Here is a 15,259-nt window from a genome sequence, read left to right on the forward strand (position 1 = left end):
TGGTGAGAGGGAAGGGACGGCATGTACGGCTGGATCTGGCGGCATCTGCCGGGGAACGCGTGGATGAAGGCATTGATTTCCGTCGTGCTGGTCCTGGCCGTGGTGTACGTCCTGTTCCAGTACGTCTTCCCGTGGGCCGAACCGCTGTTGCCCTTCAACGATGTGACGGTGGACAACCAGTGAGCGCGCGCATCCTCGTCGTCGACAACTACGACAGCTTCGTCTTCAACCTGGTGCAGTACCTCTACCAACTGGGCGCCGAGTGCGAGGTGCTGCGCAACGACGAGGTGTCGACGGCGCACGCCCAGGACGGCTTCGACGGCGTCCTGCTGTCCCCCGGACCGGGCACCCCCGAGGAGGCGGGCGTCTGCGTCGACATGGTCCGCCACTGTGCCGCCACCGGTGTCCCGGTCTTCGGGGTCTGCCTGGGCATGCAGTCGATGCAGGTGGCGTACGGCGGTGTCGTCGACCGGGCGCCGGAGCTGCTGCACGGCAAGACCTCGCTGGTGGAACACGAGGGCAAGGGCGTCTTCGCGGGCCTGCCGTCCCCCTTCACGGCGACCCGCTACCACTCCCTGGCCGCGGAACCGGCGACCGTCCCGGCCGAGCTGGAGGTCACGGCGCGCACGCACGACGGGATCATCATGGGGCTCAGGCACCGGGAGCTGCCGGTGGAGGGTGTGCAGTTCCATCCCGAGTCGGTGCTGACCGAGCACGGGCACCGGATGCTGGCCAACTGGCTCGTGCAGTGCGGTGACCGGGAGGCCGTGGCCAGGTCGGCGGGGCTCGCCCCGGTGGTGGGCAGGGCCACGGCGTGACCGCGCTGCGCCCCGAGCGCGAGACCGGCGCCACCTACGGGGACGCCGCGGAGCAAGGGTCCTCGTACGAGCAGCAGCCGTACGGGGACTTCGGCGTGTGGCAGGGGCAGGAGCCGGGCCCTCAGTGGGAGGGGGCCGGGGGGTACGGGCCGCAGGCACCGCAGCCGGGGTACGAGCCGCAGCAGGGATACGACGCGACGGCGGTGCTCCCGTCGTACGAGGAACCGCGGCCGGCCCCGGCTCCGGCGCACGAGGGGCCCCTGCCGGTGGACGACGAGACCGTCGCGCTGCGCACCTTGGACGTGGCGAAGGCGCGGCGGGCCGCGGGGCGCGCCGCCGAGCCCGCACCGGCGCCCGGTGGCCGTGCCGCGCGGCGCAAGGCGGCCCGGAGGCACGGGCGGCACGGTGGAGGCCCTGGAGGTCCGCCGACGGCCGGGAAGCCCGCTGGAGGGGCTTCGGAGGCGCCGCGCTCCCGGCTGGAGGCCCGGAGGGCGGCGCGGGCTCAGAAGCCCGGTGCGGCGGTCGTGGTGAGCCGGCTGGTGGGGGAGCTGTTCATCACCACGGGTGTGGTGATGCTGCTCTTCGTGACGTACCAGCTGTGGTGGTCGAACGTGCGGGCGCACCAGGAGGCGGGCAGCGCCGCGCAGCACCTCCAGCAGGACTGGGCGAGCGGCAAGCGGGAGCCGGGGGTGTTCGCGCCGGGGCAGGGCTTCGCCATCCTGCACATCCCGAAGCTGGACGTGGTGGCGCCGATCGCGGAGGGCACCAGCAAGACGCAGGTGCTCGACAAGGGGATGGTCGGGCACTACGGCGAGGGCACCCTGAAGACGGCGATGCCCGGCGACAAGACGGGCAACTTCGGGCTCGCGGGGCACCGGAACACGCACGGAGAGCCGTTCCGGTACATCAACCGTCTCCAACCGGGTGACGCGATCGTGGTGGAGACACAGGACGCGTACTACGTCTACAGGATGACGTCGATGCTGCCGGTGACGTCCCCGGCGAACACGAGTGTCCTGGACCCGATCCCGAGGGGTTCGGGCTTCACCGCACCTGGCCGCTACATCACGCTGACCACGTGCACGCCGGAGTTCACCAGCAAGTACCGGCTGATCGTGTGGGGCAAGATGGTGGAGGAACGGCCGCGCAGCAAGGGCAAGCCGGACGCTCTGATTTCGTAGGCGCAGGGCACGTGGACGCACGGGCACGTGGAACAGACGGGGCAGATGCAGTGGGAGTGACCACCGACCAGGACGAGCGGACCGCCGCCTCCCCGTCGGCTCGGCGGCGTGGGCGCGGCCGGTTCGCGCTGGCCGTCAGCGTCTTCGGGGAACTGCTCATCACCGCGGGGCTGGTGCTGGGCCTGTTCGTCGTCTACTCCCTGTGGTGGACGAACGTGATAGCGGACCGCAAGGCCGACCAGCGGGGCGACACGGTGCGCCACCACTGGGCGGCCGAGAAGGACAGTGGCCCGGGCGCCCTGGACACCAAGGACGGCATCGGCTTCCTGCACGTGCCGGCGATGAAGAACGGCGAGGTGCTGGTCGAGAAGGGCACGTCGACGGACGTCCTCAACGACGGCGTGGCCGGCTACTACACGGACCCGGTCAAGGCGACGCTGCCGATGACGGGCAGGACGGGCAACTTCGCCCTGGCCGCGCACCGGGACGGGCACGGGGCGAAGTTCCACAACATCGACAAGCTGAAGAAGGGCGACCCGATCGTCTTCGAGACGAAGGACAACTGGTACGTCTACAAGGTCTTCGCCATCCTCCCGGAGACGTCGAAGTACAACGTGAAGGTGCTGACGGCGATCCCGAAGGAGGCAGGCGTGAAGAAGCCGGGCCACTACATCACCCTGACGACGTGCACGCCCGTCTACACGTCGGAGTACCGGTACATCGTGTGGGGTGAACTGGTGCGGGTCGACAAGGTGGACAGCGAGCGGACGCCGCCGAAGGAACTGGGCTGAGGCCTCTCCTGGTGCACGACTGAGCCCCGGCCCTCCGCGAGGGGGGCCGGGGCTCAGTCGTGGTGCGGGCCGGTGGCAGCCGGTCGGCCTCAGCCGCCGGTCAGTCCGCCGAAGAAGCCGCCGTTGTTGCCGCCGTTGCCGCCGGCGGTGAACAGGTCGACCGAGGTGCCCTTGTTGACCTGCTGGCCCTGACCCGGGTTGGAGCCCACGACGATGGCGTTGTCGTCCGAGGAGCCGTTGATGTTGCCGACCTGAAGGCCCGCCTGCTCGAGCATCTTCCGGGCGTCCTTCAGCTTCTGGTTCTGGATGTTCGGGACCGGGACCTGGGTGTTCTGGGCCTTGCCTATCTGGATCTGGACCGTGGAACCCTTCGTGACCTGCTGGCCGATGGCGGGCACGGTCTGTATGACCTTGCCGTCCTGGTTCGGGTCGTTGGTGGGGACTTCGGTGCAGTTGCCCGTCAGACCGCTGGCCTGCATCTGCTGCTTGGCGGCGTCACAGCTCTGGTTGCTCACGTCCGGCACGGCCACCTTCTGCGGGGCCGCGGCGACCGTGAGGGTTATGGTCGAGCCCTTCTCCTTCTCCGTGCCGCCGGCAGGGTTCTGGCGGATGACGACGCCCGGAGTCCGGTCGGACTCCTCCGTCTTCTGGTCGACGACGAAACCCTTGCCCTCGAGCTGTGACTTCGCATCGTCGAACTGCAGCCCGCTCACGTCCGGCACCGCCACCTTCGGGGCACCCGTGGACACCACCAGGTCGATGATGCTGCCCTTCTTGACCTCGGTGTTCGCCGTGGGGTTCTGGGTGCAGACGTTGCCCTTCTGCTGGGTGTCGCAGGGCTTTCTGGAGATGGACAGCTTGAGGTCCGAGTTGTTCGCGAGTGTCTGCGCGTCCTTCTGGGACTGGCCGACGAAGTTCGGCGTCGGCACGGTGTCGTTGCCGATGCCGTGGTTGCTGAAGATCCACTTGCCGATGAGGATCGCGCCGACCAGGACCAGGACGCCCGCGACGACCAGCAGGATCGTGGAGGTGTTGGACTTCTTGGGCTGGCGGCGGCGGTCCGGGCGGTCGTCGTAGCCGTAGCCCCCGTCGTCCGGGTTCATCGGCGGCATCATCGTCGTCGCGCCGGCGCCCGGGTCGGAGCGCAGGGCCGTCGTCGGCTGGTCGTCGGGGTAGCCGCCGTAGCCGACCGAGCCCAGCGCGGCCGTCGCCGCGACCGGCTGGCCGTCGAGGCACGCCTCGATGTCGGCGCGCATCTCGTCGGCGCTCTGGTAGCGGTAGTCCGGGTCCTTGACCAGCGCCTTCAGCACGATCGCGTCCATCTCGGGCGTGATCTCCGGGTCGAAGACGCTCGGCGGCTGGGGCTCTTCGCGGACGTGCTGGTAGGCCACCGCGACCGGGGAGTCGCCCACGAAGGGCGGGCGGACGGTCAGCAGCTCGTAGAGGAGGCAACCCGTCGAGTACAGGTCCGAACGCGAGTCGACCTGCTCACCCTTCGCCTGCTCCGGCGAGAGGTACTGGGCGGTGCCGATGACCGCCGCGGTCTGCGTCATCGTCATGCCGGCGTCGCCCATGGCGCGGGCGATGCCGAAGTCCATCACCTTGACCTGCCCGTTGCGCGTCAGCATGACGTTCGCGGGCTTGATGTCGCGGTGGACGATGCCGTTGCGGTGCGCGTACTCCAGGCCCTGGAGGATGCCGATGGTCATCTCCATGGCGCGCTCCGGCAGCAGCTTGCGGCCGCTGTGAAGAAGCTCACGGAGTGTGGAGCCGTCGACGTACTCCATGACGATGTACGGGATCGAGACCCCGTCGATGTAGTCCTCGCCCGTGTCGTAGACCGCGACGATCGCGGGATGGTTGAGCGAGGCGGCCGACTGGGCCTCCCGGCGGAACCGGGCCTGGAAGGAAGGATCGCGCGCCAGGTCGGCGCGCAGCGTCTTCACCGCCACGGTGCGGCCGAGGCGGGTGTCGTGCGCGAGGTAGACCTCGGCCATGCCACCACGGCCGAGCACCTGGCCCAGCTCGTACCGGCCGCCGAGGCGACGCGGCTCTTCCATAGCTTCCTACCAGCCCTCTCCGTCGGTCCCGACCACACCCGCGTGTGGTCCGGCGGTGTGCTGTCCGGGCATACGGTACCCGGCTCGCTCTGCGTGACCTGGCCACATCCGCCACCCGATACAGGACCGGTATCGCAACGTGCACCGATGTGAAGGCGACGTGACCGGGGTCACTTCTTGCTGTTGATGACCGCCTCCATGACGTTCTTCGCGATGGGGGCGGCGAGGCCGCCACCGGAGATGTCGTCACGGTTGGCCTTGTCGTCCTCGACCACCACGGCCACGGCGACAGGCGAGCTGCCGTCCTTGAGCTTGGCGAACGAGATGAACCAGGCGTACGGCTTCTCGCTGTTGTTCAGGCCGTGCTGGGCGGTACCGGTCTTGCCGCCCACGGTGACGTTCGGGATCTGCGCGTTGGTGCCGGTGCCCTTCTCGACGACGGTCTGCATCATCGACTGCAGGATCTGGGCGTTCTTCTCCGACAGCGGCCGGCTCAGCTCCTCCGGCTGGGTCTGGGTGAGCACGTCCAGGCCGGGCGTCTGCAGCTTGTCCACCATGTACGGCTTCATCAGCTTGCCGTCGTCGGCGACGGCGGAGGCGACCATGGCCATCTGCAGCGGCGTCGCGGCGGTCTCGAACTGGCCGATGGAGCTGAGCGCGGTCTGCGGACGGTCCATCTTCTCCGGGAAGTTGGAGGCGACCGAGCGCACCGGCGTGAACTGCTCGGAGTCGAAGCCGAACTTCTTCGCCTCCTCGAGCATCTTGTCCCGGCCGAGGTCGGCGCCGATCTTGCCGAAGACGGTGTTGCAGGAGAACTGCAGCGCGGTCCGCATGTTCGCGTTCTCGCAGGGGATGTTCCCCTCGTTCTTCAGCTCCGTCCTGGTGTCCGGGAGGGTATAGGGCAGCGGGGACTTGGTCGGCTCGTCCGCGCCGGTGTACAGCCCGTTCTCCAGTGCCGCCGCCGCGGTGACCACCTTGAAGGTGGAGCCCGGCGGGTAGGTCTCGCGCAGGGCCCGGTTGAGCATCGGGTCGCTGGGGTCGTTCTTCTTCTGCAGCTGCTGCCAGGCCTTGGAGTCCGTGGACAGGGAGTTGCCCGCGAACGTCGACGGGTCGTACGACGGGTAGGAGGCCAGCGCCAGGATCGCCCCGGTCTGCGGGTCGAGTGCCACGGCCGCGCCCTTGCCGCCGACCTTCTTCAGACCGTCGTAGGCCGCCTTCTGCGCGGCCGCGTTGAGCGTGGTGACGACGTTGCCGCCCTGCTGCTGCTTGCCCGTCAGCATGTTGAGGGTGTTGCGGAAGAACAGCCGGTCGTCGGTGCCGGTGAGGATGCCGTCCTCGATGGACTCCAGCTGCGTGGCGCCGAAGGCCTGGGAGGCGTAGCCGGTGACCGGCGCCCACATCGCGCCGTCCCTGTAGGTGCGCTTGTACTTGAAGTCGTTGAGGCTGTTGGTGGGCGTCTCCTTGGACCCGGTGATGGGGTTGCCGTCGACGATGATGTCGCCGCGCGGTGTGGAGTACCGGGCGATCAGCACCCGGCGGTTGTCCGGGTCGGTGCGCAGGCTGTCGGCCTGCACGTACTGGAGCCAGTTGTCGCGGACGAGCAGCGCGAGGACGAGCAGTCCACAGAAGATCGCGATCCGGCGCAGGGGCTTGTTCACGGTCGGACCACCTGGGTCATCTCGGCGTCGGGGTTCGGAGCGGGGGTGGGGGCCGGGCGGCGCGCGGTGTCGCTGATGCGCAGCAGGATGCCGATCAGGGCCCAGTTGGCGATGACGGAGGAACCGCCGTAGGCCAGGAAGGGCATCGTCATACCGGTCAGCGGGATGAGCCCCATCACACCGCCCGCCACCACGAAGACCTGGAGCGCGAAGGCGCCGGACATGCCGACGGCGAGCAGCTTGCCGAACGGGTCGCGGGCGGCGAGGGCGGTGCGCACTCCGCGCTCCACGATCAGGCCGTAGATCAGCAGGAGCGCCATGATGCCGGCCAGGCCCAGCTCCTCGCCGAAGGTCGCGAGGATGAAGTCGGAGTTGGCGGCGAACCGGATCAGTTCGGAGTGGCCCTGGCCGAGTCCGGTGCCGAGGGTGCCGCCGGAGCCGAAGGCCCACAGGGCCTGCTGCAGCTGCTCGGAGTGGCCGCCGACACCCTGCCGGCTGAGCGTGTACTCCTTCATCGGGTCGAGCCAGGCCTGGACGCGCATCTTCACGTGGCGCTCGACGCCGGCCACACCGACGGCGCCGGCCGCGGACATCAGCAGACCGAAGACGATCCAGCTGGTCCGCTCGGTGGCGACGTACAGCATGATGACGAACATTCCGAAGAACAGCAGCGACGTACCGAGGTCGGTCTCGAAGACCAGGATGAGGATCGAGATCGCCCAGACGACGAGGATCGGCCCGAGGTCGCGGCCGCGCGGCAGGTACAGGCCCATGAAGCGGCGGCTGGCCAGGGCGAGCGCGTCGCGCTTCACCATCAGGTAGCCGGCGAAGAAGATCGCCAGCACGATCTTCGCGAACTCGCCGGGCTGGATGGAGAAGCTGCCGACATGAATCCAGATCTTCGCGCCGTAGATGTTGGCGCCCAGGCCCGGGACGAGCGGCAGGAGCAGCAGGATCAGCGCGGCGACCATGGAGATGTAGGTGTAGCGCTGCAGGACGCGGTGGTCCTTGAGGAAGACCAGTACGGCGACGAACAGCGCGATCCCCAGCGCCGTGTACAACAGCTGGCGGGGCGCCGCGTTGCCGGCCTGGTGGATGTGCTGCAGCAGCTTGGACTGGTCGAGCCGCCAGATGACCACCAGGCCGAGGCCGTTGAGCAGGGTCGCCAGCGGCAGCAGCAACGGGTCCGCGTACGGGGCGAACTTCCGTACGACGAGATGGCCGACGCCGGCCAGCAGACCGAGGCCGATGCCGTAGCTCAGCAGGCCGGGCGGCACCTTGTTGTTGATGGCGAGGCCCACGTTGGCGTAGGCGAACACCGGGATGACGACGGCGAACACCAGCAGCGCAAGCTCGGTGTTGCGGCGGCTCGGTGTGCCGATCGCGCCGATCGTGGACGTGTGGTGCGTCGACGTGTTCGTACTGCTGCTCATGGTGTGACAGGGCCCCTCACGGCTGCTTACTGCTTACCGCACAGTGAGACGACCTTCTGCTCTTCCTCCGAGAGGCTGGGGCCGGGTGTGGGAGTGGGTGCGGTCTGGGTCTTGGACGCCGACGGGTTCGGTGTCGGTGTGGCCTTGGACGTCGGGGAGCTGCTCGCGGTTCCCGTGGTGCTGCCGGGCTTGGGGGTGTTCTTGGACTCCGTGGTGCGGCGTTCGGCGTCCTTCCTGCACGCCGACGCCTGCACGGCCAGCTCGGAGATCTTCGACTGGGCCGCCTGGAGGCCGCCCTCGGCGATGGTCGCCTTGACCTGCTTCTGCTGGTAGGGCGGCAGGTACTTCAGTTCGATCTCCGGGTGGTCCTTCTCCACCTTGGACAGCGAGACCCAGGCCAGGTCCTGGCTGATGCCCTGGTACAGCGCGACGTGCTCGCCGTTGGCGCCGACGTAGTACTGCGTCTGTGTCCACCGGTAGGCGCCGTAGCAGCCGCCGCCGACGACGGCGAGCGCGAGGGCCGTGTAGAAGGATCTCTTCAGCCACCTGCGGCTCTTCCTCGGCTTGACGAAGTCCTCGTCGGTGTAGTCGCCGAAGCTGCCCGCCGGGAGGTACCCGGTGGTGTCGCCGCTGCCGGGCGGGCCGAACTCGCCCCCGCCGCCCTGCACGGACCTGTGGCGGCCGAGTCCGGCGGCGCGGCCCGCGGGGGTCTGCATGATGCCGTTGTCGTGCAGGTGGTGCTGGTTCTCGGCGACCGCGCCCACCACGACCGGGGTGTCCGACAGGTGCCCGGCGAGGGTGTCCCCGGTGTCCAGGTCCAGCACGTCGGCCACGATGACGGTGATGTTGTCGGGGCCGCCGCCGCGCAGCGCCAGCTCGATCAGCGCCTGCACGGTCTCCTCGGGCCCGTGGTAGCTGGCGAGGGTCTCCTCCAGCGTCTGGTGGGAGACCACCCCGGACAGCCCGTCGGAGCAGATCAGGTACCGGTCGCCGGCGCGCACCTCGCGGATGGACAGGTCGGGCTCGACGTGGTCGCCGCTGCCCAGCGCGCGCATCAGCAGGGACCGCTGGGGGTGGGTGGTGGCCTCCTCCTCGGTGATGCGGCCCTCGTCGACGAGCCGCTGCACCCAGGTGTGGTCCTGGGTGATCTGGGTGAGGACGCCGTCCCGCAGCAGGTACGCGCGGGAGTCGCCGACGTGGACGAGGCCGAGCCGCTGACCGGTCCACAGCAGCGCGGTGAGCGTGGTGCCCATGCCTTCGAGCTGGGGGTCCTCCTCGACCATGGCGCGCAACTGGTCGTTGGCGCGCTGGACCGCGGTGCCGAGCGAGGTGAGGACGTCGGAGCCGGGGATGTCGTCGTCGAGCGCGACGATGGTGGAGATCACCTCGGAGGAGGCGACCTCGCCGGCGGCCTGGCCGCCCATCCCGTCGGCGATCGCGAGCAGGCGCGGACCGGCGTAACCGGAGTCCTCGTTGCCCTCGCGGATCATTCCTTTGTGCGATCCGGCGGCGAAGCGCAGTGACAGACTCATGCGCACCTCGCCCGTCGGCTCCGGGTACATCCGCACGGTGCCCACCCTCCGGTCGGGAGCGCGCCGGGGCCCTGGGTGGGGGCCGCCGCTGCGTGCTCGCTCCGCTCGCTCATTGTCGTACTACTTCCGCAGCTCGATGACGGTCTTGCCGATGCGGATCGGCGCGCCCAGCGGAATCGGTGTGGGGGACGTCAGCCGGGTCCGGTCGAGGTACGTGCCGTTGGTGGACCCGAGGTCCTCGACGATCCACTGGCCGTCGCGGTCGGGGTAGATCCTGGCGTGCCGGCTGGAGGCGTAGTCGTCGTCCAGCACGATGGTGCTGTCATGGGCGCGGCCGAGCGTGATGGTCTGGCCCTGCAGTGCGACCGTGGTCCCGGTCAGTGAACCCTCGGAGACGACCAGCTTGGTGGGTGCCCCGCGGCGCTGGCGGCCGCCGCTCGGCTGCTGGCGCTGCGGCGGGGGCGCGGCCTGGCGGGCGCCGGGCTGCGGCCGCGCGGCGTCCCGGCGCGAGCCGCGCTGGGTGACCCGCGTACCGAACAGGTCGCTCCGGATGACCTGCACGGCCACGATCACGAACAGCCACAGTACGGCCAGGAAACCCAGCCGCATGACCGTGAGGGTCAGCTCTGACATTGCCCCCGCTTCACCCTTCGGCTTGCCTATAGATAACGGTGGTGCTGCCCACGACGATCCGCGAGCCGTCGCGGAGCGTAGCGCGGGTGGTGTGCTGCCCGTCCACCACGATGCCGTTGGTGGACCCGAGATCCTGGATCGTCGAGGGCGTTCCGGTCCGGATCTCACAGTGCCGGCGGGAGACGCCGGGGTCGTCGATCCGCACGTCGGCTTCGGTGCTGCGGCCCAGCACCAGCGTCGGGCGGGAGATCTGATGGCGGGTGCCGTTGATCTCGACCCAGTAGCGGGTCCGTCCGCCGGACGCCGGGGAACCGCCGGGACGCTGGCCGGCGGGCTGCGGGTAGCCGTATCCGCCGGGGCGGGTGCCGGGCGGCGGCGCGGACGGCATGGGCGGAGCGCCCGCGGGAGCGGCGGAGGGCGGGTAGCCGTAGCCGCCGGGGCGGGGGGAGGGGCCGCCGCCCTGTGCGGGAGCCTGCTGGTCGGTGGAGGAGGCGAGCGTGCGGCTGCGCACGCGGTACAGGCCGGTGTCGAGGTCGTCGGCCTTCTCCAGGTGGACCTTGATGGTGCCCATGAAGGTGTAGCGCTGCTGCTTGGCGTAGTCGCGCACCATGCCGGCGAGCTCGTCGCCGAGCTGACCGGAGTAGGGGCTGAGGCGTTCGTAGTCCGGTGCGCTCAGCTCCACGATGAAGTCGTTCGGGACGACGGTGCGGTCGCGGTTCCAGATGGTCGCGTTGTTGTCGCACTCCCGCTGGAGCGCGCCGGCGATCTCCACGGGCTGGACCTCGGACTTGAAGACCTTGGCGAAGGTGCCGTTGACCAGACCTTCGAGACGTTGCTCGAACTTCTTCAGGACTCCCATGGGGCACCTCCTCCGTCGTTGCCGTTCTGTGTACTGCTTACCTGGTACTGCTTACTGATCGTATCCACGCGCCGGAAAATCGGCTGGTTCCCCCCGTCGTCCCTGTCGACGGGTGTCGACGCCTCCGGACTTCCCTGCGGACGGCCCCTTCGAACACCTCCCGGGCGTACTCCTTGTCGTACTCCTCGGAGCGCTCCGCGGTGGTACTCCCGGCATGGATCGTAGAGGCGGCTGCAGACCAGTGTCCCGCACCCGGCTGTAGACCCCGCCGCCTCCTGGGGAGATGAACGGGACCGGTACGAGGTTGATACGTGAACAGACACACTCTGAGACGTCGGCGGGGCGGCGGGGGGCGCGGGGCGCGGGGCCGGGCGGTGGGAGGGTCGGGGCGGCGAGGCGGTGGCGGGGTGGGTGCGTGCGGCCGGGCTGTGGGTGCGGGGTGGTGCGGGCCGGCGCCCGGTGGTGGTCGGGGCAGGCACCGGGAGTTCGGGGTAGTCGCTGGTCGGGAGCCGGTTCGCGGGGCGGGGCCCAGGGGCCCCGGGGGAAAGGGATGTGAACCCACCCTCTTCAGCGTGCTAATGTTCTGGGTGTCGGAAGGCGCCGGGCCGAGAGGGCCGGGACCGGAGGACACACCCAATGCGCGGGTGGCGGAATAGGCAGACGCGCTGGATTCAGGTTCCAGTGCCCGCAAGGGCGTGGGGGTTCAACTCCCCCCTCGCGCACAGAGAGAAACCGACGAAACGGGTCTCTGCCGGTGACGGAAGTCACGGCAGGGGCCCGTTTCTCGTTGTGTCCGCGTTGTGAGGGATCGCACAGCCGGAGATCGACGCCCCTGGCCCCGCCCGTGAGCTATATCACGGGCGGGGCCAAGGGTTCTCCTGCGGGTAATGCCGTGTTGTTGCCGTCAGTTTGCCGAGCACCGGGGAACGCGCCGCGTCCGGCAAGGCAAGACGGTCTGGGCCGAACCGAGCGAGAAGGAGTCCGCCGGATTCCCGGCAGGGGATTCCCTGTGCGTTCGCTGATGACCAGCTCGGTGGTGAGGAGCAAGTCCTCCGCACCGGTGCGCGCCGACAGCAGAGGCGCGTCGTCACGCGGAGCTTCGTCCGCAAGCTCGACGAGCAGCGCGCGGCCTGTTGTCCTTCACGGCCCGGTCTGCGCCGGAGCGTCACGTGCCCTCGGTGCCGCAGCCGCAGTCGCACCCAGGCCGGCACGTCATGCCGCAACGGCGTAGCGGAGCACCACATCACAGACCCCTCGACATTTCCATACGGCGTATGGTAATTCTGGTGAGATGCTTCCGTACAACGTATGGAAGCATCGCGACCACCGACATACATACTGAGAAGAAAAGGAACGAGTGTTCATGTCCCAGTACCAGCTTCGCGTCTACACCCTGTGCAGCCCTGAGGCGCTCGCCGCCTACGAGAACATCTGGTCCAAGCACATTCCAGGCATGGCCAAGCACCGGATCACCACACATGGGGTCTGGACGGTGCCCGCGCCTGCCGACAGCGAGGCGCGCCAGCTGTACGCCCTCGTGTCCTACAGGGATGCCGACGACGTGCAGGAGCGGCTGACGGCGTACCTGTCCAGCCCCGAATTCCGCGCCGACATGGAGGGCTTCGACATCGGCCAGATCGTCGACGTCGCCGAGACCGTGCTGAAGCCCACCGCCGACTCACCCTTGCGATGACGGGGCCCGAGCCTCTCAGGTTGTGATCCGCACAAGTGAGCCAACCAGAAACGGCCACGACCTGCGGCTCTCACGTTCAGCGGCAGCGCTGCGCTCTTCGGGCAGCAAACGCTGCCACCACGCGCCGGGGGCAACCCCGGTCGCTTCGCGCAACTCGGCCAAGGCGCCCCGCAGTCGGCAGCAGACACGGACGAAGTCGGTGAGGTCGGCAGTGGATGGCGGGTCCCCCACCGCACAGCAGGGCGCTCCGCATGCGAACGTGACGCCGGTTCAGCAGCCAGTGGCGGTGCGGTCTGCTCCGGGCAGGGCCCGCTTCGGCTGCTGCCGCGTCTGCGCCCTCGGCAGGCCGGAGCCTGGGCGGGGCGCCGTGGTCCGCGGTTCGAGCGAGCCGAACGCCGGCGCCCAGGGTCCCGGTCACTGCCGGACACTGCGATTCCTGGGGAAGGCGCAACCGGCTGCGAGGAAGAATGTGACGACGACTTCGCCCAGAGGGCCGATTCGAGCGGCCTCGCGCGCAACTTCGTGAGGAGCTGCAAGGAGAGCCGCCCCAGCACCCCGGACCGTGGTGCTGCTGTGACGACCGCGGTCGTCAGACCCACTTGCTCACGACCGTTCCTTCAGGTCGGGCGGTCACCGTGCGTCGGTGTCGAACAAGCGGCGGGCATTGCGGGTGGAGAGGTCCCGCCAGGTGACGGTGGCGGACGGCTGCACCGCGGAGTCGATGGAGGTGACCTGAGCGAGCACCGCGTCAAGGGGCGTCCAGCAGTAGTGTCAAGACCCCGCCGGCTGCCGTTGTGCGCCCCCGTCTCGCACACCACCCTTTCCACGCCCTCTTCAGCCGTACATGCCCCCGCGTCAGTTCCTGTCGAGGTCTGTACGGCTCTCGGTGTTTCATGTGGGCGCAGAGACGAGTACTCGGCCATTACCGCTGGTCACCAGCCCGGGTCCGGGGAAAAGGTTCCGGGCGATGCCGTGGAGAGCGTGCTCCGCCGGGCTGGATGCCGGCGGGTGGGACGTTCGTCCGACCCGTGGGTGAGGGGGTGAGGGGATGAGGGGTGGACCCCTCAGGTGACCACCTGTCCTGCTACATGTGCACGACAGGTGCAGCGTTCTCGTCCTGCTGGGGCACACCCCGGCGGTAGAGCAGGGCGGTGACGACGAGGCCGATGGCGAAGACGGCCGCCGACCACCAGTAGGCCGTGGAATAGCCCTCGATGCCGGCCTGGGCCAGGACGGCGGGGTCCTTGGGGTTGCGGCCGGAGAGGTAGCCGGTCGCGGCGTCGGAGGCCATCGTGCTGAGCAGGGCGATCCCGATGGAACCGCCCACCTGCTGGAGGGTGTTGACAGCGGCCGAAGCCACGCCGGCATCGGCGGCCGCCACGCCGGAGGTCGCCAGGCTCATGGCGGGCGCGATGACCGTGCCCAGCCCGATGCCGACGAGTACCAGCTGGGGCAGTACCTGCGTCGCGTATCCGCTGTTCAGGTCCAGCGTGGTCATCCAGATCAGCCCGGCGGCGGCAATGGCCATGCCCAGCGGGACCACCGGCTTCGGTCCCATGTGCGCCACCAGGACGTTGTTCGCCACGGCGGAGGCGCACGACGAGGCCACGATCAAGGGCAGGAAGGCGAAGCCGGTGTGCAGAGCGCTGTAGCCGAGGCTCTGCTGCAGGTAGTAGGTCAGGAACAGGAACACGCCGAACATGCCGGCTCCGGTGACGAAGAGGGCGGCGAAGGAGCCGCCGCGGTTCCGGTCCAGCAGCACCCGCAGGGGCATCAGCGGATACGCCGTCCTGGTCTGCCACCAGGTGAAGAGGGCCACCAGTACGGCGCCGGCCGCCAGCATGCACCAGGTCGCGGGCGAGCCCCAGCCGTGCGTTTCGGCGTTCGAGAAGCCGTAGACCAGGCAGAACAGGCCAATGGAGGCCAGCAGGGTGCCGGGGACGTCGAGCTTGGAGGTCGTATCACGCGGGGTGCGGTGCAGCAGGGCTGCCCCACCGACGAACGCCACCACCGCGAAGATCACGTTGACGTACATGGTCCAGCGCCAGTCCAGGTACTGGGTCAGCACGCCGCCGAGAATCAGGCCGACGGCTCCGCCGGCACCGGCGACCGAGCCCGCCACGGTGAAGGCTCTCGCCCGCTCGCGCGGATCGGTGAAGGTGGTCATCAGGATCGACAGGGCCGAGGGGGACAGCAGGGCGGCGAACAGGCCCTGGACAGCCCGGGCGACGACGAGCATGGCGAAACCGTTCGCCGCGCCTGCCACCATGGAAGCGGCCGCGAAGCCGGCCAGACCCACCAGGAACGTCACCTTCTGCCCGACCAGGTCCGCGATCCTGCCGCCGAGCAGCAGCAGGCTGCCGAAGGCGAGGGCATAGGCGGTGACCACCCACTGCCGAGAGGCGTCCGAGAAGCCCAGGTCGTGCTGGGCGGACGGCAGGGCGATGTTCACGATGGTGCCGTCGAGGACACCCATCAGCATGGACAGGGAAATGACCAACAGAGTCCACCAGCGACGCTGATGCGACAGGTCGGGCACATGCTCAGGTGCGATCTCGGCGCCGCGAGCAGCGGCGGTGGCGTTCTGGGACATGAGGACAG

The 15,259-nt window shown here is 69.2% G+C and carries 12 protein-coding genes and 1 tRNA gene; 6 read left to right on the plus strand and 7 right to left on the minus strand.

Going from position 1 to position 15,259, the window contains the following annotated elements; all coding sequences use genetic code 11:
- The first annotated feature begins 21 nt into the window (after positions 1–21).
- Genes AC5WS8_RS08255 through AC5WS8_RS08270 form a run of 4 tightly spaced genes read left to right on the plus strand, consistent with a single transcriptional unit; the run spans position 22 to position 2,790 of the window.
- A complete protein-coding gene (locus AC5WS8_RS08255; RefSeq protein WP_496102632.1) occupies positions 22–183 on the plus strand; it encodes a hypothetical protein in 162 nt (53 codons plus the stop codon).
- On the plus strand, positions 180–818 hold the full coding sequence (locus AC5WS8_RS08260; protein ID WP_496102633.1) for an aminodeoxychorismate/anthranilate synthase component II: 639 nt from the start codon (positions 180–182) through the stop codon (positions 816–818). Before AC5WS8_RS08255 ends, AC5WS8_RS08260 begins: the two co-directional genes overlap by 4 nt.
- Entirely contained in the window at positions 815–1,999 is a 1,185-nt protein-coding gene (locus tag AC5WS8_RS08265) for a class E sortase (protein ID WP_496102634.1), read from the plus strand. The genes AC5WS8_RS08260 and AC5WS8_RS08265 overlap by 4 nt, the downstream gene beginning before the upstream one ends.
- Positions 2,000–2,049: 50 nt before the next feature.
- Positions 2,050–2,790, plus strand: coding sequence for a class E sortase (locus tag AC5WS8_RS08270; RefSeq protein WP_496102635.1), 741 nt, complete (start codon positions 2,050–2,052; stop codon positions 2,788–2,790).
- Positions 2,791–2,879: 89 nt separating this feature from the next.
- On the opposite strand, the gene pknB is transcribed toward AC5WS8_RS08270, so the two are convergent.
- From pknB to AC5WS8_RS08300, 6 genes are all read right to left on the minus strand, one after another.
- A complete protein-coding gene (gene pknB / locus AC5WS8_RS08275) occupies positions 2,880–4,850 on the minus strand; it encodes a Stk1 family PASTA domain-containing Ser/Thr kinase (RefSeq protein ID WP_496102636.1) in 1,971 nt (656 codons plus the stop codon).
- A 170-nt stretch (positions 4,851–5,020) separates the two neighbouring features.
- Complete coding sequence (locus AC5WS8_RS08280; RefSeq protein WP_496102637.1) at positions 5,021–6,508, minus strand: peptidoglycan D,D-transpeptidase FtsI family protein; 1,488 nt, start codon at positions 6,506–6,508, stop codon at positions 5,021–5,023.
- Entirely contained in the window at positions 6,505–7,941 is a 1,437-nt protein-coding gene (locus tag AC5WS8_RS08285) for an FtsW/RodA/SpoVE family cell cycle protein (RefSeq protein WP_496102638.1), read from the minus strand. Before AC5WS8_RS08285 ends, AC5WS8_RS08280 begins: the two co-directional genes overlap by 4 nt.
- 26 nt (positions 7,942–7,967) lie before the next feature.
- Positions 7,968–9,503 carry a Stp1/IreP family PP2C-type Ser/Thr phosphatase gene (locus AC5WS8_RS08290; protein ID WP_496102789.1) on the minus strand — a complete coding sequence of 512 codons (1,536 nt, stop codon included), beginning with the start codon at positions 9,501–9,503 and terminating at the stop codon, positions 7,968–7,970.
- Between the two features lie 90 nt (positions 9,504–9,593).
- The gene (locus AC5WS8_RS08295; protein WP_496102639.1) at positions 9,594–10,106 is read right to left on the minus strand and encodes an FHA domain-containing protein FhaB/FipA; all 513 of its coding nucleotides are present in this window, start codon (positions 10,104–10,106) and stop codon (positions 9,594–9,596) included.
- A gap of 10 nt (positions 10,107–10,116) precedes the next feature.
- The gene (locus tag AC5WS8_RS08300; RefSeq protein ID WP_496102640.1) at positions 10,117–10,965 is read right to left on the minus strand and encodes an FHA domain-containing protein; all 849 of its coding nucleotides are present in this window, start codon (positions 10,963–10,965) and stop codon (positions 10,117–10,119) included.
- Positions 10,966–11,603: 638 nt separating this feature from the next.
- Here AC5WS8_RS08300 and AC5WS8_RS08305 point away from each other — a divergent pair.
- Positions 11,604–11,687: transfer RNA gene (locus tag AC5WS8_RS08305), tRNA-Leu, on the plus strand.
- A 641-nt stretch (positions 11,688–12,328) separates the two neighbouring features.
- Positions 12,329–12,658: an NIPSNAP family protein gene (locus tag AC5WS8_RS08310; protein WP_496102641.1), complete on the plus strand. Its 330-nt coding sequence runs from the start codon at positions 12,329–12,331 to the stop codon at positions 12,656–12,658.
- Between the two features lie 1,084 nt (positions 12,659–13,742).
- Here the strand turns inward: AC5WS8_RS08310 and AC5WS8_RS08315 are convergent.
- A complete protein-coding gene (locus tag AC5WS8_RS08315) occupies positions 13,743–15,251 on the minus strand; it encodes an MFS transporter (RefSeq protein WP_496102642.1) in 1,509 nt (502 codons plus the stop codon).
- Positions 15,252–15,259: the final 8 nt, after the last annotated feature.

Source organism: Streptomyces sp. PTL18 (genome assembly GCF_059510295.1).